General features: G+C 40.9%; 14 protein-coding genes. 4 read left to right on the forward strand and 10 right to left on the reverse strand.

Features of this window, described 5'->3' with window-relative positions:
* Positions 1–37: 37 nt before the first annotated feature.
* The 4 genes from Q4574_RS03840 (at position 38) to Q4574_RS03855 (ending at position 5,070) form a co-directional block, all read left to right on the forward strand.
* Positions 38–1,165 carry an exonuclease SbcCD subunit D gene (locus Q4574_RS03840; protein WP_303471729.1) on the forward strand — a complete coding sequence of 376 codons (1,128 nt, stop codon included), beginning with the start codon at positions 38–40 and terminating at the stop codon, positions 1,163–1,165.
* A gap of 10 nt (positions 1,166–1,175) precedes the next feature.
* Positions 1,176–4,238 (forward strand): SMC family ATPase, encoded by a 3,063-nt coding sequence (locus Q4574_RS03845; protein WP_303471731.1) that lies wholly within the window; start codon positions 1,176–1,178, stop codon positions 4,236–4,238.
* 97 nt (positions 4,239–4,335) lie between these two features.
* Positions 4,336–4,620 (forward strand): putative quinol monooxygenase, encoded by a 285-nt coding sequence (locus tag Q4574_RS03850; RefSeq protein ID WP_303471734.1) that lies wholly within the window; start codon positions 4,336–4,338, stop codon positions 4,618–4,620.
* Positions 4,621–4,638: 18 nt separating this feature from the next.
* On the forward strand, positions 4,639–5,070 hold the full coding sequence (locus tag Q4574_RS03855) for a MarR family winged helix-turn-helix transcriptional regulator (RefSeq protein ID WP_303471736.1): 432 nt from the start codon (positions 4,639–4,641) through the stop codon (positions 5,068–5,070).
* A gap of 92 nt (positions 5,071–5,162) precedes the next feature.
* Here Q4574_RS03855 and Q4574_RS03860 read toward each other — a convergent pair whose 3' ends face one another.
* The 10 genes from Q4574_RS03860 to rlmH form a co-directional block, all read right to left on the reverse strand.
* Positions 5,163–6,014: a peptidylprolyl isomerase gene (locus tag Q4574_RS03860; RefSeq protein WP_303471738.1), complete on the reverse strand. Its 852-nt coding sequence runs from the start codon at positions 6,012–6,014 to the stop codon at positions 5,163–5,165.
* An 85-nt stretch (positions 6,015–6,099) separates the two neighbouring features.
* Positions 6,100–7,062, reverse strand: a complete 963-nt coding sequence (gene lipA / locus Q4574_RS03865; RefSeq protein WP_303471740.1) for a lipoyl synthase — start codon at positions 7,060–7,062, stop codon at positions 6,100–6,102.
* On the reverse strand, positions 7,055–7,705 hold the full coding sequence (gene lipB / locus Q4574_RS03870) for a lipoyl(octanoyl) transferase LipB (protein WP_303471743.1): 651 nt from the start codon (positions 7,703–7,705) through the stop codon (positions 7,055–7,057). The genes lipA and lipB overlap by 8 nt, the downstream gene beginning before the upstream one ends.
* Before the next feature lie 18 nt (positions 7,706–7,723).
* Positions 7,724–7,987, reverse strand: coding sequence for a DUF493 family protein YbeD (ybeD, locus tag Q4574_RS03875; protein WP_303471745.1), 264 nt, complete (start codon positions 7,985–7,987; stop codon positions 7,724–7,726).
* A 45-nt stretch (positions 7,988–8,032) separates the two neighbouring features.
* Positions 8,033–9,205 (reverse strand): serine hydrolase, encoded by a 1,173-nt coding sequence (locus Q4574_RS03880; RefSeq protein WP_303471748.1) that lies wholly within the window; start codon positions 9,203–9,205, stop codon positions 8,033–8,035.
* A gap of 287 nt (positions 9,206–9,492) precedes the next feature.
* A complete protein-coding gene (locus Q4574_RS03885; protein ID WP_303471751.1) occupies positions 9,493–10,311 on the reverse strand; it encodes a septal ring lytic transglycosylase RlpA family protein in 819 nt (272 codons plus the stop codon).
* 2 nt (positions 10,312–10,313) lie between these two features.
* On the reverse strand, positions 10,314–11,315 hold the full coding sequence (gene mltB / locus Q4574_RS03890; protein WP_303471754.1) for a lytic murein transglycosylase B: 1,002 nt from the start codon (positions 11,313–11,315) through the stop codon (positions 10,314–10,316).
* A gap of 46 nt (positions 11,316–11,361) precedes the next feature.
* On the reverse strand, positions 11,362–12,480 hold the full coding sequence (rodA, locus tag Q4574_RS03895) for a rod shape-determining protein RodA (RefSeq protein ID WP_303471757.1): 1,119 nt from the start codon (positions 12,478–12,480) through the stop codon (positions 11,362–11,364).
* Between the two features lie 9 nt (positions 12,481–12,489).
* Positions 12,490–14,403 carry a penicillin-binding protein 2 gene (gene mrdA / locus Q4574_RS03900; RefSeq protein WP_303471760.1) on the reverse strand — a complete coding sequence of 638 codons (1,914 nt, stop codon included), beginning with the start codon at positions 14,401–14,403 and terminating at the stop codon, positions 12,490–12,492.
* Between the two features lie 2 nt (positions 14,404–14,405).
* Positions 14,406–14,876: a 23S rRNA (pseudouridine(1915)-N(3))-methyltransferase RlmH gene (rlmH, locus tag Q4574_RS03905; protein ID WP_303471763.1), complete on the reverse strand. Its 471-nt coding sequence runs from the start codon at positions 14,874–14,876 to the stop codon at positions 14,406–14,408.
* Between the last annotated feature and the right edge of the window lie 5 nt (positions 14,877–14,881).

Here is a 14,881-nt window from a genome sequence, read left to right on the forward strand (position 1 = left end):
TACATTGTTTCTAACTGCTTTAATTTATAGGATATTCGTGAAGTTTTTACATACCTCAGACTGGCATATTGGCCGCCAATTCCACAACGTCTCTTTGCTTGAAGATCAAGAATATGTCTTAAATCAGTTAATTGATTACATTAAGCAACACGAGGTTGATGCACTCATTATCGCTGGTGATATTTATGATCGCGCTTTACCGCCGGCCAGCGGAGTTGAATTATTAGACACTGTGCTAAGTACCATTTGTATGGACCTAAACATACCTACAATTTTGATCCCTGGTAACCATGATAGTGCCGAAAGAGTCCGATTTGGCGCGAATCAGATGAAACAGTCGGGTTTACATATCCTAGGAGATTTACAGCAGATTACGCAACCAACCGTCATCCAGGTCAAAGGCGTGGAAGTGGCGTTTTACGGTATTCCTTATTGTGAACCGGCGATGGTGAGAAATACCTTTGGTGTGGACGTGGCTAACTATGATGAAGCCCATACTTTCTTGGTTGAGAAAATAAAAAAGGTGATGTCAGAGAAGCAAAAGAATGTGCTTATCAGTCATTGTTTCATTGATGGGGCAACTGAATCTGATTCCGAAAGACCATTGCAAATAGGCGGTGCCGACCGTGTTAGCTATCAGCCTTGTGTCGACTTTGACTATGTGGCTTTAGGGCATCTGCATAGCCCACAGTTTAAAGGTCAAGAACATATTCGTTATTCAGGTTCAATTATGAAGTATAGCTTTTCTGAGCAAAATCAGAAAAAGGGCGTGACCCTTGTTGAGGTGGGCAGTGGTGAATCAGTCTCGATGCAACATTTACCTCTCATTCCACTTAGGGACATGCGTATTATTGAAGGTGAATTAAACACTATTTTGCAGCAGGGAAAAATCGACCCCAATAACGAAGATTACCTTTTAGTTAGGCTATTAGATAAACACGCCATATTAGATCCCATGGGTAAGTTAAGAGAAGTCTATCCTAATGTTTTACACCTTGAAAAACCTGGCATGCTTGAATCTAACGCGACTCAATTGAAACAAGAATCGTTAAAGCAGGGAGAACTCGAAATGTTTCGCGATTTCTACTCACAAATTGCCGGCCAAGAGATGTCAGAAGATCAGGACAAGCTGGTTACTGAATTGATCAATAATCTAACTAAATAAAGGGATAACGATGAAGCCGCTTAAACTCACTGTGCACGCTTTTGGCCCGTTTTCAGGCACTGAAAGCATCGATTTTGCTGATTTAGGTGCCAACCCTTTATTTTTAATCAATGGCCCCACGGGGGCTGGAAAAAGTTCAATATTAGATGCTATTTGTTTTGCGCTATATGGGCAAACAACGGGGGCTGAGCGCTCTGCTTCGCAAATGCGTTGTGACTTTGCAGAGATTAATTTACTCACCCAAGTAACCTTAGATTTCAGCTTGGGCAATAAAGCCTATCGAATATCCCGTATACCCATGCAAGAAAGAGCTAAGAGTGTAGGGGAAGGCACTACGTCGCAAAATTCAAAAGCAACCCTGTGGGAGTTAGATGGTAGTGATAATCATAAACTCTTAGTGTCATCAAGCGTAAAAGAAGCTGATCAGCAAATTAAACGCCTTATGGGTTTAGATGTTGAACAGTTTCGACAAGTTATGGTTTTACCCCAAGGCAAATTTAGAGAATTGTTGTTAGCCGACTCTAAAGATCGCGAAAAAATATTTAGTCAGCTATTTCAAACTTCCATTTATAAAAAGATTGAAGATGCATTAAAAGTCAAAGCTGCAGACATTAAAAAAGCGGTAGAACAACATCAGAATCAAATAAAAGGCATTTTGCAAAGTGCTGATGTCAACTCACAAGAGCAGGTTGATACCAGTATCGCTCAAATCAAACCAGAACTTGAAGTAGCCTTGACTCACAAGCAAGATGCGGAACAGTTGGTTAGACAAACTGAAAAAGCCTTAGATGCAGCCAATCAATTAGGTAAAAAGTTCGTCGATTATGAGCTGAAAAACAAACAATTAGAACAGCACAAAGAACTGACGCCCGAAATAGACAAGCAGAAACATCAACTTAAACTAGGGTTAAACGCGCAAAAGTTATCGCCTTACTACAATGGGAAAAGGGTTGCAGGGTTAAAGTTAACCCAAGGGAAGCATAAACTGAGGGATAGTCAAATTGAATTGGGTAAATGCGACACTTTATTAAAACAAGCGTTAGAAGGTTTTAACAGTGCTCAGATTGAGCAACAACAAGTCGAATCAAAACAAAAACAGCTGTCGGAACTTGAACAATACTTAAACTTAGCACGCAATCTAGAGGTTGCCAAAAAAGTAAAGTCTAAAACCGAAACACAAGCCGCCGAAAGTAAAATGAAGCTTGATGCACAGCACGGTCGAATTCATGCAATCCAATGTGAAATTCAGCTTTTAGAACAACAATGGCATGAACTATCTGAACAGGTTAGCTCCATTGCTGATGAAAAGCTGTTACTTGAAAAACAAACTCAGATATTGACTAAGGCTAAAAAATTACAACGTTTATTTAGTGAATTGAAACAGTTACAACAGCTAAGTGCCAATGGAAAAAGTCGCTACGATTCTGCCCAAAACCATTTATTAGAAAGCTCAACCTTGGTTAAACAAACCGAGATGTCTTGGCATGCTAGCCAAGCGGCCATTTTAGCTAAAGAACTTAGCGATGGAGAGCCTTGTCCTGTTTGCGGTAGTTTACAACATCCTAATATTGCTACCACACAATCGGATATGGAATTTACCAGCAAAGATAAAGTCGAAGAAGTCAGAAATATTGAGCAACAAGCACGTCAAGCCCTGGATATTGCTAAAGCTGAATTTGATACTGCAGTAGCGAATGAAACCGTTAAACAAAGTCTAATTGATAGTTTACAAAAGGAGTTAGGAGAAGTTGCGGTTAAAAAGGTAGAAGTGCTGCAAACTGAACATAATACCCAGCAAAGCAAAGTCACTGAGTTGTTATCGGTGCAAGCAAGATTAAAGGGCGTGGCAGAAAGCCTGCAACTGAATAAAAACAAACTTAAAAAAGAACAAGATAAAAACGCGGCTTTACAGGAAAAATCAGCTCTGGATGAGAAAAACTTAATTACAGCTAATGCGAATGTAGAACAGTTAGAGCAGCAAATACCAGAATCCCAACGCAATATTCCTGAACTTGAATCTCGTATTGATATTTTCAAACAGAAGATTGCTCAGCTTAATCAAACTTTGGTCTCGGCTCGTCAAACCAAAGACAATGCCCAATCTAACTTTGACCAAGAGCATGCTAAAAATAAAGCGTTGCAGGCAAATGTATTTGTACTTGAAACGGAAAGTCACGATGCGGAAAGTGTGTGGAAAAAAGGCTTAAGTGCAAGTGAATTTGTAAATGAGGAGGCGTTTTTAGAGGCACTGCTAAGTGAACAACAGCAAAGTGAGTTACAAAGCAATATTGATGATTTTCAAACTAAGCTAGATACCTTAACAGGTGCGGTTTCGCAACTTCAATCTGAGTTAAAAGATCAATCCAAACCTAACCTAGCATTGATTAACCATGAATTAGCCCAAGCTAAAAGCGTTCTCAATGAAAAAGATACTAAATGGCGTGAATTAGAAGAGCGTAAAAATCAACTCATTTCCGTGCAAGCAAAGTTAATTGCGGCACATAAAAAGAATCAAGCCCTAGAAGTAGAATATCAAACTGTCGGCACCTTATATGAGGTATCCAATGGACTCACAGGGGATAAAGTGAGCTTGCAGCGCTTTGTATTGAGCGTGTTGTTAGATGATGTATTAATACAAGCTTCCCAGCGACTGTCGCTAATGAGCAAAGGACGCTATCAACTTATACGCAAAGAGGAACGTGCTAAAGGTAATAAAGCTTCTGGACTAGAGTTGGAAGTAAATGACGCCTATACAGGTAAGTCTCGACCAGTGGCTACGCTCTCAGGTGGGGAATCCTTTATGGCTGCTTTATCTCTTGCTCTGGGGCTATCTGATGTAGTTCAGTCATATTCAGGGGGAATTCGCCTTGATACATTATTCATTGATGAGGGATTTGGCAGTTTAGATTCTGAATCCTTAGATTTGGCCATACGCACCTTAATCGATTTACAATCCACTGGTCGCATGATTGGTATCATTTCTCATGTCAGCGAATTGAAAAGTCAAATGGCGCTGCGTGTTGACGTGAAATCAGGTAGAGGTGGCAGTCAAATTGAACTCGTTTGTGCATAAATTGACTAACATTAAGTGTTGCTAGTCAATATCTAGGATTGACAATTCCCAGTATATAGTTACCATGGTAACTATATTGTTTATTAAGGACATCATAATGCACTGCATCTTCGCTAGTATTACGCCAAAACCCGAGTATTTTACATCCGCCGAGAAAGCCATTTTGGATATAGTGGAAAGCACTCGTAAAGAAGAGGGGTGTGTGCGATTTGATGTGCACACCAATCAAGGCCTGACGCAGCTCTTTTTATACGAGCAATGGCTAGATGAAGCAGCCCTTGAGCAGCATTACCAGCAAGATTATACAAAAAAGGTATTTTCAGCTTACCAAGAGTGGTTAGCTGAACCTGTTGACATAAAAGCTATGACTTTACGTAAATAGTGGTTTGAGCGTAACAATATGTTTTTCTTAAAAGAGTTGCCTACCCAATCTATGATAAAGCAATATAGTGAGGCGTATTTTCCCGGGCAAACAGAAGAAGTGGCTAATCAGTTACAAGGGTTACGAGAATTCAGCATTTTGCTGCGTAAATTAGAAGACTATTTTGCGTCCCACAACCTGTCTCAACTGCGGTTTTTGGTGTTAATGGTGATTGATCGAGAGCCGGAGCGGAACTACCTTTATGCTCATGAAATAGCAGAACGCTTAGATGTATCTAAGCCTGTGTTGAGCAGAGCAATCAAGACCCTTGCAAAAGATAGTTTATTGACTTCCAAAAAAGATAATCAAGATGCAAGGGCGCTGGTATTATCTCTGACGCCATCCAGTAAAACATTACTGAAGTCCATATTGCCAGGCTATTTTCAAATTCTTAAGAATAAACCCACTTAACTAAACTGATGTTGTTTTACCGTTGGGGCGTTACTTGTTAGTGCTGAGCTTTTAGCCCCTGTGTTTTTATTCTATCTGAATTTATCCGATATTTATTCGTGAATCTGAGCTTTTGGCTTGTAGTAGCACATATCTAAGTTTCCATTGCCTTTAAAATGAAAAAACTCATTTTCTAAATTTCGAGAACTGCGTAAACGCTCTTGAAAAGCTTTTGAATCTTGTTTTTGTATTTCAATTTTGATGCGTTGGTCAGGGGCGATATTCTCAGCCATTTTAATCCATTGTATTTTACTACGTTGCCCACTTTTTTCGATTAAGCCAGTGGCTACATTAACATGTGCGCGTTTTAATGATTGAACAACGTGCATGCCGTAAATGACTTGACCAAAAGAGCTCATATTGCGGTCGAGGTGCCGCGTGGCTTGACCTATGACAATGTAAAAGTGCGTGCTAGCAGAGTCTTTATCTACCTCTCTGGCCATAGCTACATTTCCTGGACAATGCAGCAGCCACTCTTCTTTGGTTTGTAAATCTCGGCCAGCTGGAAATTCATGTAAGTAACCCGTTTCAGGGGCCATGAAATCATTCTTTTGTTCCAATTGAAACGCACTCATTGGCGGGATCGATCGAGTAAACTCCGCCGCTAACTGACGATTAAACTGAGTGGGCTTTTTTTCGTCAACATCACCTGCCTGAGCAACAAAACCATCTATCACTCGATAAAAGTCCAAGCCATCGTAATACCCTTCATTAACTAAGTTTTTAAATCGTTTCACATGATTAGGAGCAATAAAGGGGGCTAGCTCTATGATCACTAAGCCTTCGTCAGTCTGCATATACACTTGATTTTCTAATCGCGGTGCTCGCCATTCAGTTTGTACTTTACTTAAAGCGGAATACGAAAAAAAGGTGAAAATGACGAAGATCGCGCTGAATGTTTTCAATGTCGTTCCTTAAAATTAAAAAGCCCGTTAATGATTACATTAACGGGCTTTAATTCATCCGTAAACTAGTTAGTGCCGTAATTAATTATTTTACTTCAACACCAGCCGCTTGTTTATCTGCATGATAGCTAGAACGAACCATAGGGCCACAGGCCGCGTGAGTAAAACCAATGCTATGAGCATAATCACCCAATTCGTCAAATTCACTTGGGTGTACGTAGCGCTTTAATGGGTAGTGATGTTTACTTGGTTGTAAATATTGACCCAAGGTGAGCATATCAACGTTATGGGCGCGTAAGTCATCTAACACCACACTGATTTCTTGCTTGTCCTCTCCCATACCCATCATCAAACCCGACTTCGTAGGGATTTCAGGGTGCTGCTCTTTGAATTTCTTAAGAAGATCTAAGGACCACTGATAATTTGCTCCTGGACGACATTCACGATAAAGGCGCGGGATAGTTTCCAAATTATGATTAAACACATCTGGAACGCCTTGCTTAAATATCTCTAAAGCACGGTCCATACGTCCACGGAAGTCGGGCACAAGCACTTCAATTTTTGTGGTAGGGCTGTGCTCACGGATAGCATTGATACAATCAACAAAATGTTGAGCACCACCATCGCGAAGGTCATCACGGTCAACAGAGGTGATAACCACATATTTTAAACCCATCTCAGCAATGGTTTTTGCCAGTTTAATGGGTTCTTCTGCACTAGGAGGTAAAGGTTTACCATGGGCAACGTCACAAAATGGGCAGCGACGAGTACAGATATCGCCTAAAATCATAAAAGTAGCCGTACCGTGATTAAAACATTCTGCCAGGTTAGGGCAACTTGCTTCTTCACATACTGAGTACAGGTTATTTTTGCGCAAGGTTTGTTTAATGTGATCAATTTTTTCCGTTGTACGGGGTAATTTAATTTTGATCCACTCAGGCTTACGCAACATTTGCTCCTTTTCTGTAGGAACAATCGTAATGGGAATGTGTTTTACTTTCTCATCATCGCGGAGTTTAACTCCTGCTTGTGGTCGTGCGTTACTCATCAAAACCTTCTTTATATTCTTTGTGATCGATATTTAACAAATTGCAAAAATGCTCAACTAATTTAGTTCCAGCTTCATTCACCGTTTGCGGTCCACCTATAGTTGCGCAATTTATCATTTCAAGCCCCGCATAGCCACAAGGATTAATACGGTTAAATGGAGACAAGTCCATATTTACATTTAAGGCTAAGCCATGAAACGAGCATCCTTTACGAATACGCAGCCCCACTGAACAAACTTTTTTATGGTCAACATATACCCCTGGTGCATCCGCTTTAGGGTAGGCGTCTATTGAATAATCTTGCAACGTATTTACCACACTATTTTCAAGGGCAGTAACTAAGTTTCTAACCCCCAGCTTACGTCGTTTAATATTTAATAGAACATACATGGTTTGTTGGCCAGGACCGTGATAAGTCACTTGACCACCTCTGTCTACTTTTACCACGGGGATATCCCCTGGTGCCAGTAAGTGTTCTTCTTTACCCGCTTGACCTTGGGTAAATACCGGCAAATGTTCAACTAGCCAAATTTCATCTGCAACTGAGGTGTCTCGATTGTCAGTGAAATCTTGCATTGCTTGCCAGATTGGGTGGTAACTTTGTTTACCAAGTTGACGAACAATTAGAGACATATTATACAAAACATCCCACTGCTTTCATTACAGAACAACTCTTACTAATTCCAGATTAGATAGTTCAGTGTAGATGGTTTCCATATGTTCTTTGCTCGTGACTTTTACGCTAATGGATAACGAATGATATGTACCTTTAGAGCTTGGTTTTACCCTTGGACTATAATCACCCGGCGCGTGATTTTGCAAACAAGAAATTACGTCATTAGGGAGTCGCTCATGAGCGACTCCCATTACTTTAAATGTCTGTAAACAAGGAAAATCCAACAATTGATCGAATTTAGTATCCACTTTTATCTCTTAACTATTTTGGGGATTTGAAAATGAGTAGATAAACTACTCATCAAATCCAAGTTGTAATTTTATATAATCGTACGCTCGGTCAAACAAGCCACCTTCTTGCACTTCTTGTAAAGCGACTAAAGGGTATTCAGCAATATCTTCCCCTTCAAGTTGTAAAAATAGCTTGCCTACCACTTCACCTTTGGCGAGGGGAGCTTCCAAGCTTTTTTCCAATTCAAAGTTTGCTTTAAGGTTTTTGACCTGACCTCTAGGTATAGTTATGGGGGTGTCTTGGTTAATTCCCAAGTCTACGGTTTCTTTATCACCCATATAAATGCGATGAGAAACGAAGCTATCTCCAGCTTTATAAGGCGTGATAGTTTCAAAGAAGCGGAAACCATATTTTAGAAGTTTTTTATTTTCATTCTTACGGGCTCTTTCGCTATCGGCTCCCATAACCACCGCAACCAAGCGCATATCACCTTGGGTAGCGGAAGTCACTAAGCTATAGCCTGCATCTGAAGTGTGGCCAGTTTTAATTCCGTCTACATTTAAACTTTTATCCCAAAGCAAACTGTTACGGTTGTATTGTTTTATATCATTGTAAGTGAATTCTTTTTCTTCATATAAGGCGTATTCTTCCGGCACATCATTAATTAGCGCACTGGCTAGAATTGCCATATCCCGAGGGGTGGTATAGTGATCTGCATCATGTAAACCATGGCTGTTTACGAAATGAGTTGAGGTCATTCCTAACTTTTCCGCATGGGCATTCATTAGGCTGACGAAGGCGCCTTCTGTTCCTGCGATGTGCTCAGCCATGGCAACACAGGCATCATTGCCAGATTGAATAATAATACCGCGATTTAAATCGTGCACGGAGACTTGTTTACCTACTTCGATGAACATCTTTGAAGAGTCTGGAAAGTTTTTCGCCCATGCATTTTCAGACACTGTGACCATATCGGATTCTGAAATATTGCCTAGCTTAAGCTCATTTCCAATCACGTAACTGGTCATCATTTTTGTTAAGCTTGCAGGTGCTAGTTGAATATCCGCATTTAACTCAGCTATCACGTGACCCGTATTATGATCCATCAACAAGAAGCCCTTAGCGGCTACGGTCGGAGGAGGGGGGATAACCACTGCTGAGAAGGCACTAACGGAAAATACAGCTGTGCTAACTGAGCAAAATAACCCGAATAAAATAGACTTAAAATTGTTCATTGACCTACCATTTTTATTTATCTTTTGAAAAGTGTTTCGTGAGCGCTGCGTAATATATCATTTCTGACATTTACTTTCGTGAAAAATATCATCAAGTTCGTTTAATCGTTCAGATTTTATGGCGGACGACATCTTTGCAACCAATATAAATATATTGGCTTCAACGTAGAATCAGTAAATGGGCAAATTACTCTGCTTAGTATGACAGTTAAAACCTAAGAAAAGTTTATTGGTCTTTCGGTTTATTCGACGCTACCGGTTTAGAAAGGTTGAATGTGGCTTAGCATTTAAGGGGGAGTTGCCTGACTATAAATGCGAAAAGCACTGCTGTAACCATCTACTTTCAGTTGTTGTAACAGTTGTTCCGCGTGGCTTTCATCATTGAGCGGACCTAAATGCAATCTAAATAGTCCGTTTTCGTTAGGTGTGTTAACGGATACCTGATATTGGCTTTGTAAACCTTGTGCTAAAGCTTGTACTTTTGATTTATCTTGCAAAGCGGCAACCTGGATAAACAACTGTTCTCCGGTGTTATTCGCTACTAAGGTGGCCGGCGGAGGTGTTGGAGTATTACCCACAGTCAAAGTACCCGCTTGGTCCATGTGCAAGACTTCTACTTTCACTTTAGCCGTACCTGTATCTAGCACACCAATTTTCATCGCCGCGGCATAAGATAAATCAATAATTCGATTATGGTGAAAAGGTCCCCGATCGTTGACTCGGACCACTGCAATTTTCCCATTTTCTAAATTTGTTACTTTAGCGATGGATGGAAGGGGTAAGGTTTTATGGGCGGCACTCATGGCAAACATATTGTAAACTTCGCCATTGGCAGTTAAGTGACCATGAAACTTTTGTCCGTACCATGAAGCGATACCTTGTTTAGCGTAGCCTTTACCGGTTTTTAACGGTTTATAGTATTTTCCTAATACGGTATAAGGTCGCATGGATGCAGATAAATAAGGCTCGTAGGCAGGCTTCACATCGCGAAAATCAATATCCTGACTAATTGATTTTGGTTTTGAATCTGAATGTTGGCTATAACGACCCGTATTGCTACACGAGGCAATTAAAATACACAGTATCAAACATCCAATTCTTTTCATGGTTATTCCATAGCTTGCTTTAATTGTTGGCTAAACTGAAATACCGCCATGGCGTACAATGGGCTATGATTGTATCGAGTTATGGTATAAAAGTTAGGTAGGCCTACCCAATATTCGCTATTTTCGGGTTGTTGAAATGCCAGTAGTTTAACACTTTGCTGAGGGCTTAACGTTATGTTTTCATTAAGGCTTACACCTGCAACCTCTAAATCTTGCCATGTATGGGTGTATTTTAAGCTTTTACTGAGTAGATCATCAATATTACTATCAGATGTTAGTACATTAGCCTTATAAGCTACGGGCTCGTTGGGTTTCCAGCCATGGCGTTTAAAATAATTGGCGACACTTCCAATGGCGTCAGTTGGATTATTTAATAAATCGCGAACACCGTCGCCATCAAAATCCACCGCATAATGTCGGTAGCTAGATGAGATAAATTGTCCCCAACCCATAGCACCGGCATATGAGCCTTTTACATCTTGTAAATTAAAGCCTTCTTCTCGCGTAAGTAGGAAATATTCAGCTAACTCACTACGAAAAAATGTCGCGCGGGGAGGGTAGTAAAACCCCAGCGTATAAAGAGCGTCTAATACCGAATATTTACCTTTATAGGTGCCATAAAATGTCTCTACGCCGATGATTGCGACAATGATCTGAGCCGGTACTCCTGTTTCTTGCTCTGCTCGCTGTAAATCTTCTTTATGTTGTTGCCAAAATTCAATACCTTTAGCGAGACGCTTTTCAGTCAAAAAAATGGGGAAATACTGATGCCAAGGTTTCGCTTCCCAAGGCCGAGCAATAGCATCTAAAATTGTTTGGTTTTTATGGGCACTATCCAAGGTTTGTTTTATGACGTCTGGATTAAATTGATGTTTTTCAGCCATCATTACCACGAACTCTTCAATCTGGGCGTCTATCTGTGAGGTATTTGCCGTTTCGGCGGTTACCTTGCTCACGTTAAGACTTAACGCTGAAAAGAATAGAAATTTCGCTAACACTCGCATTCTCTCTCCATGGCCATTCCCGTCGGATTCGCCTCTTTATTTTGTTTTATTGTCTGGAAAGCAGACGTTTTTGTGTACTGATTGCCATTAGAATGCCAAATCCGGCTAATAAAGTCACCATTGAAGTGCCTCCATAGCTCACTAAAGGCAAAGGCACCCCAACAACGGGCAACAAACCAGAGACCATCCCCATGTTAACAAATACATAAACAAAGAATGTTAACGTAATACTACCAGCCAATAGTTTTGCAAAAGCATCTTGGGCACGCATCGCAATCATTAACCCTACCACTATGATGTAACAATATATGGCCAATAACGCTAAAATGCCAAAGAGTCCAAACTCTTCACTAAACACCGCAAAAATGAAGTCGGTGTGTCGTTCAGGTAAAAATTCCAACTGAGACTGTGTACCTTGCAACCAGCCCTTACCACTAACGCCGCCAGAGCCTATTGCTATCTTTGATTGAATAATATGATAACCCGAGCCCAAGGGATCGCTCTCAGGGTTGAGGAAAGTTAATACTCTTTGTTTTTGGTATTCCTTCATCAGGAAAAACCACATGACAGGAGCGAAGGCTGATACTAAACAGGTAACCATCAAAATAAGGCTCCAGCTCATACCGGCAAGAAACAAAACGAATACCCCAGAGCTGGCAATCAATAAAGAGGTACCAAGGTCAGGTTGTTTAGCAATGAGTAAAGTTGGTACAACAACAAACAAAAAACCGATGCAAATATTCCAGATTTTTGGGGGCAGATTGAAACGACTAATATACCAAGCAACCATCATAGGCACGGCTAACTTCATTATTTCGGAGGGTTGAAATCGAACTACGCCTAAATCTAGCCAGCGTTGCGCGCCTTTCCCCGAGACCCCAAAAAGTAACACGGCTAACAGCATAAGCACGCCCGCAATGTAAAAGTAGACCGACATACGTTGATAAGCTAACACCGGAATTTGAGCTAGTATTAGCATTACAAACAAGGCTACACCTAGGCGAATTACCTGCCGTTGTATTAATGCCATGTCCTGACCACCGGCGGAATAAATGGTGACTAGACCAACAGCCATAAGAACTAAGAGTCCAATTAGTAAAGTCAGGTCTATGTGTATTTTAGTAAAAATAGACTGTTTATTGGGTTCTAGTTTGGTTCTTAACATAGGCGCGGCTTATTGTGTTTTCTGATTATCAGTTTCTGGTTCTTCGGCTTTAGCCTTAACCAACTGATGCTGTTTATCTTTAAAGTAAAAATCCATCACCTTACGCGCAATGGGGGCGGCCTGTGAGCTTCCGCCTCCAGCATTTTCTAGGGCAACCGCAATACTTATTTGCGGGTCTTGATAGGGTGCAAAGCCAACGTACATAGCGTTGTCCCGGTGTTTCTCAGCTAATTTTTCAGCATCATATTTTGCGTCTTGAGCAATGGATACCACTTGAGCTGTACCGGTTTTACCTGCGGGCTCATAATTCACATTTTTAAATGCTCCTCTTGCTGTTCCATGAGGCTCATGAATAACACCGTACATAGAGGACAAAACTAAATCCCAATTTTCACTATTTTTAATGGCTATGGGTTGCAATTCTTTTAGAGGATCTAAAATCATTTCGTTATGTACAATTCGGCCCCGTAAAATTTGAGGAACAATTCTTTTACCTTTGTTCACTAGGGTATTCACCGATTTGACTAATTGTAGTGGTGTTGCCGTCCAATAACTTTGACCAATTCCCACTGAAATCGTATCCCCTATATACCAAGGTTCGTTGTACCGTGCTTTTTTCCAACCGCGACTTGGCATATTGCCATCGGACTCTTCGTAAATATCTACTCCAGTGTAATCACCAAAGCCAAATTCAGTCATGGTTTCATTAATACGATCGATACCTAAATGGTAAGCTAAGTCGTAAAAGAAGAAGTCGCAGGAGACTTCAACGGATTTTTTGACATCTACCCAGCCGTGTCCCCATGGGATCCAATCTCGCCACACATGACTGACATTTTTGAGTTTGTAACGTCCATTATCAAATAAGCGAGTTTCACTATCGATGACACCTTCTTCTAAACCTGCAAGGGCTAAATGGGGTTTTACCGTGGATGCTGGGGGGTATTGACCTTGGGTTGCTCGGTTTATTAAAGGTCTGTCTGTTGATTGCAATAATTTGGCGTAGTTTTTACTACTGATACCATGAACAAATAAATTGGGATCGTAACTGGGATTGCTATAAAGTGCTAAAACGCCACCGGTTTTTGCATCCAGTGCAACCACTGAACCTCGGGTATCACCCAAAACACTTTGAATTTCCAATTGCATTTTAACGTCAATGTTGAGGATCAAGTCTTGCCCTGGTTCGGGTGGTTGAAAGTTTAAAGTGCGAATAATGCGGCCCTTGCTATTCACTTCAACTTCTTGATAACCCACAGAGCCATGTAACAATTCCTCATGATATTTTTCAATGCCTAGTTTGCCGATATCATGGGTGGCAGCATAGTTGTCTTCTTGACCGGCTTCACTGAGTTTCTGCAGATCCTTTTTATTGATCCTCGCCACATAGCCTAATGCATGAGTCAGGGCACTGCCAAACGGGTAATGGCGTGTTAATCTAGCCTCAATAGAAACTCCAGGGAATTTGTGTTGACTCGCTGAAAACAGAGCAACTTCATTATTACTCAGTCGATTCCGCAGGGATACCGGCTTAAATCGTCTGACCCGTTTCATATTCTCTTTAAAATCGGTAATTTCATCTTCGCTAAGGTCTAACAGTTCGGTTAGTTCAGCGAGGGTACCATCTAGATCGTCAATTTCTTCAGGAATAAGCTCCAACGAGAATACCGGGCGATTTTCAGCTAACAAAATCCCGTTTCTGTCATAAATTAAGCCGCGGTTGGGCGCAACGGGGAGAACTTTTATGCGATTTCCGTTAGAACGGGTTTGATAATCAGAATGTTTAGATACTTGTAAGTAGTATAAGTTACTTATGATTAAGATCATCGCCACACAAACTAACACCATTGCAATAAAACTTCGTCTTGCAAATAGGTTCGCTTCAGCGGAATGATCTTTAATGGTAACGCGGTTAACTGGCAAAATTACTCTCGGTGATATGGATGATTGGCATTCACCGACCAAGCGCGATACAAGCTCTCAGCAGCTATTATTCGAACCAAAGGATGGGGCAAGGTGAGAGCAGATAACGACCACTTTTGTTCACTCGCTTGAATACATTCTGGTGCAAGTCCTTCAGGGCCGCCAATTAATAAACTGACGTCTCTACCATCCATCTGCCAAGCGGCAAGATTTTTTGCTAATTCAGTTGTGGTCAACGCTTTTCCGGTTACTTCAAGGGTGACTATTTTATTACCTTTGGGTATTGAATTTAAGGTAAGTTCCCCTTCTTTTTGTAAAATACGTTTGATATCCGCATTTTTACCCCGTTTACCCGCGGGTATTTCCGTTAAGGTTAATGCTAAATCGCCATTAAACCGACGTTCATATTCTCGGTAACCTGCGTCTACCCAAGAGGGCATTTTTGTGCCGACCGCAATTAGCTGAATGCGCATTGAAA

The organism is Aliiglaciecola sp. 3_MG-2023, assembly GCF_030548205.1.
Taxonomy (GTDB): Bacteria; Pseudomonadota; Gammaproteobacteria; order Enterobacterales; family Alteromonadaceae; genus Aliiglaciecola.

What these genes read in the sequence shown, in the direction of transcription:
- Q4574_RS03885 (WP_303471751.1), bottom strand. Translation starts at nt 10,311, where the DNA reads ATGAAAAGAATTGGATGTTTGATACTGTGTATTTTAATTGCCTCGTGT.
- Q4574_RS03855 (WP_303471736.1), top strand. Translation starts at nt 4,639, where the DNA reads ATGTTTTTCTTAAAAGAGTTGCCTACCCAATCTATGATAAAGCAATAT.
- Q4574_RS03845 (WP_303471731.1), top strand. Translation starts at nt 1,176, where the DNA reads ATGAAGCCGCTTAAACTCACTGTGCACGCTTTTGGCCCGTTTTCAGGC.
- mltB (WP_303471754.1), bottom strand. Translation starts at nt 11,315, where the DNA reads ATGCGAGTGTTAGCGAAATTTCTATTCTTTTCAGCGTTAAGTCTTAAC.
- rlmH (WP_303471763.1), bottom strand. Translation starts at nt 14,876, where the DNA reads ATGCGCATTCAGCTAATTGCGGTCGGCACAAAAATGCCCTCTTGGGTA.
- rodA (WP_303471757.1), bottom strand. Translation starts at nt 12,480, where the DNA reads ATGTTAAGAACCAAACTAGAACCCAATAAACAGTCTATTTTTACTAAA.
- Q4574_RS03850 (WP_303471734.1), top strand. Translation starts at nt 4,336, where the DNA reads ATGCACTGCATCTTCGCTAGTATTACGCCAAAACCCGAGTATTTTACA.
- Q4574_RS03880 (WP_303471748.1), bottom strand. Translation starts at nt 9,205, where the DNA reads ATGAACAATTTTAAGTCTATTTTATTCGGGTTATTTTGCTCAGTTAGC.
- lipA (WP_303471740.1), bottom strand. Translation starts at nt 7,062, where the DNA reads ATGAGTAACGCACGACCACAAGCAGGAGTTAAACTCCGCGATGATGAG.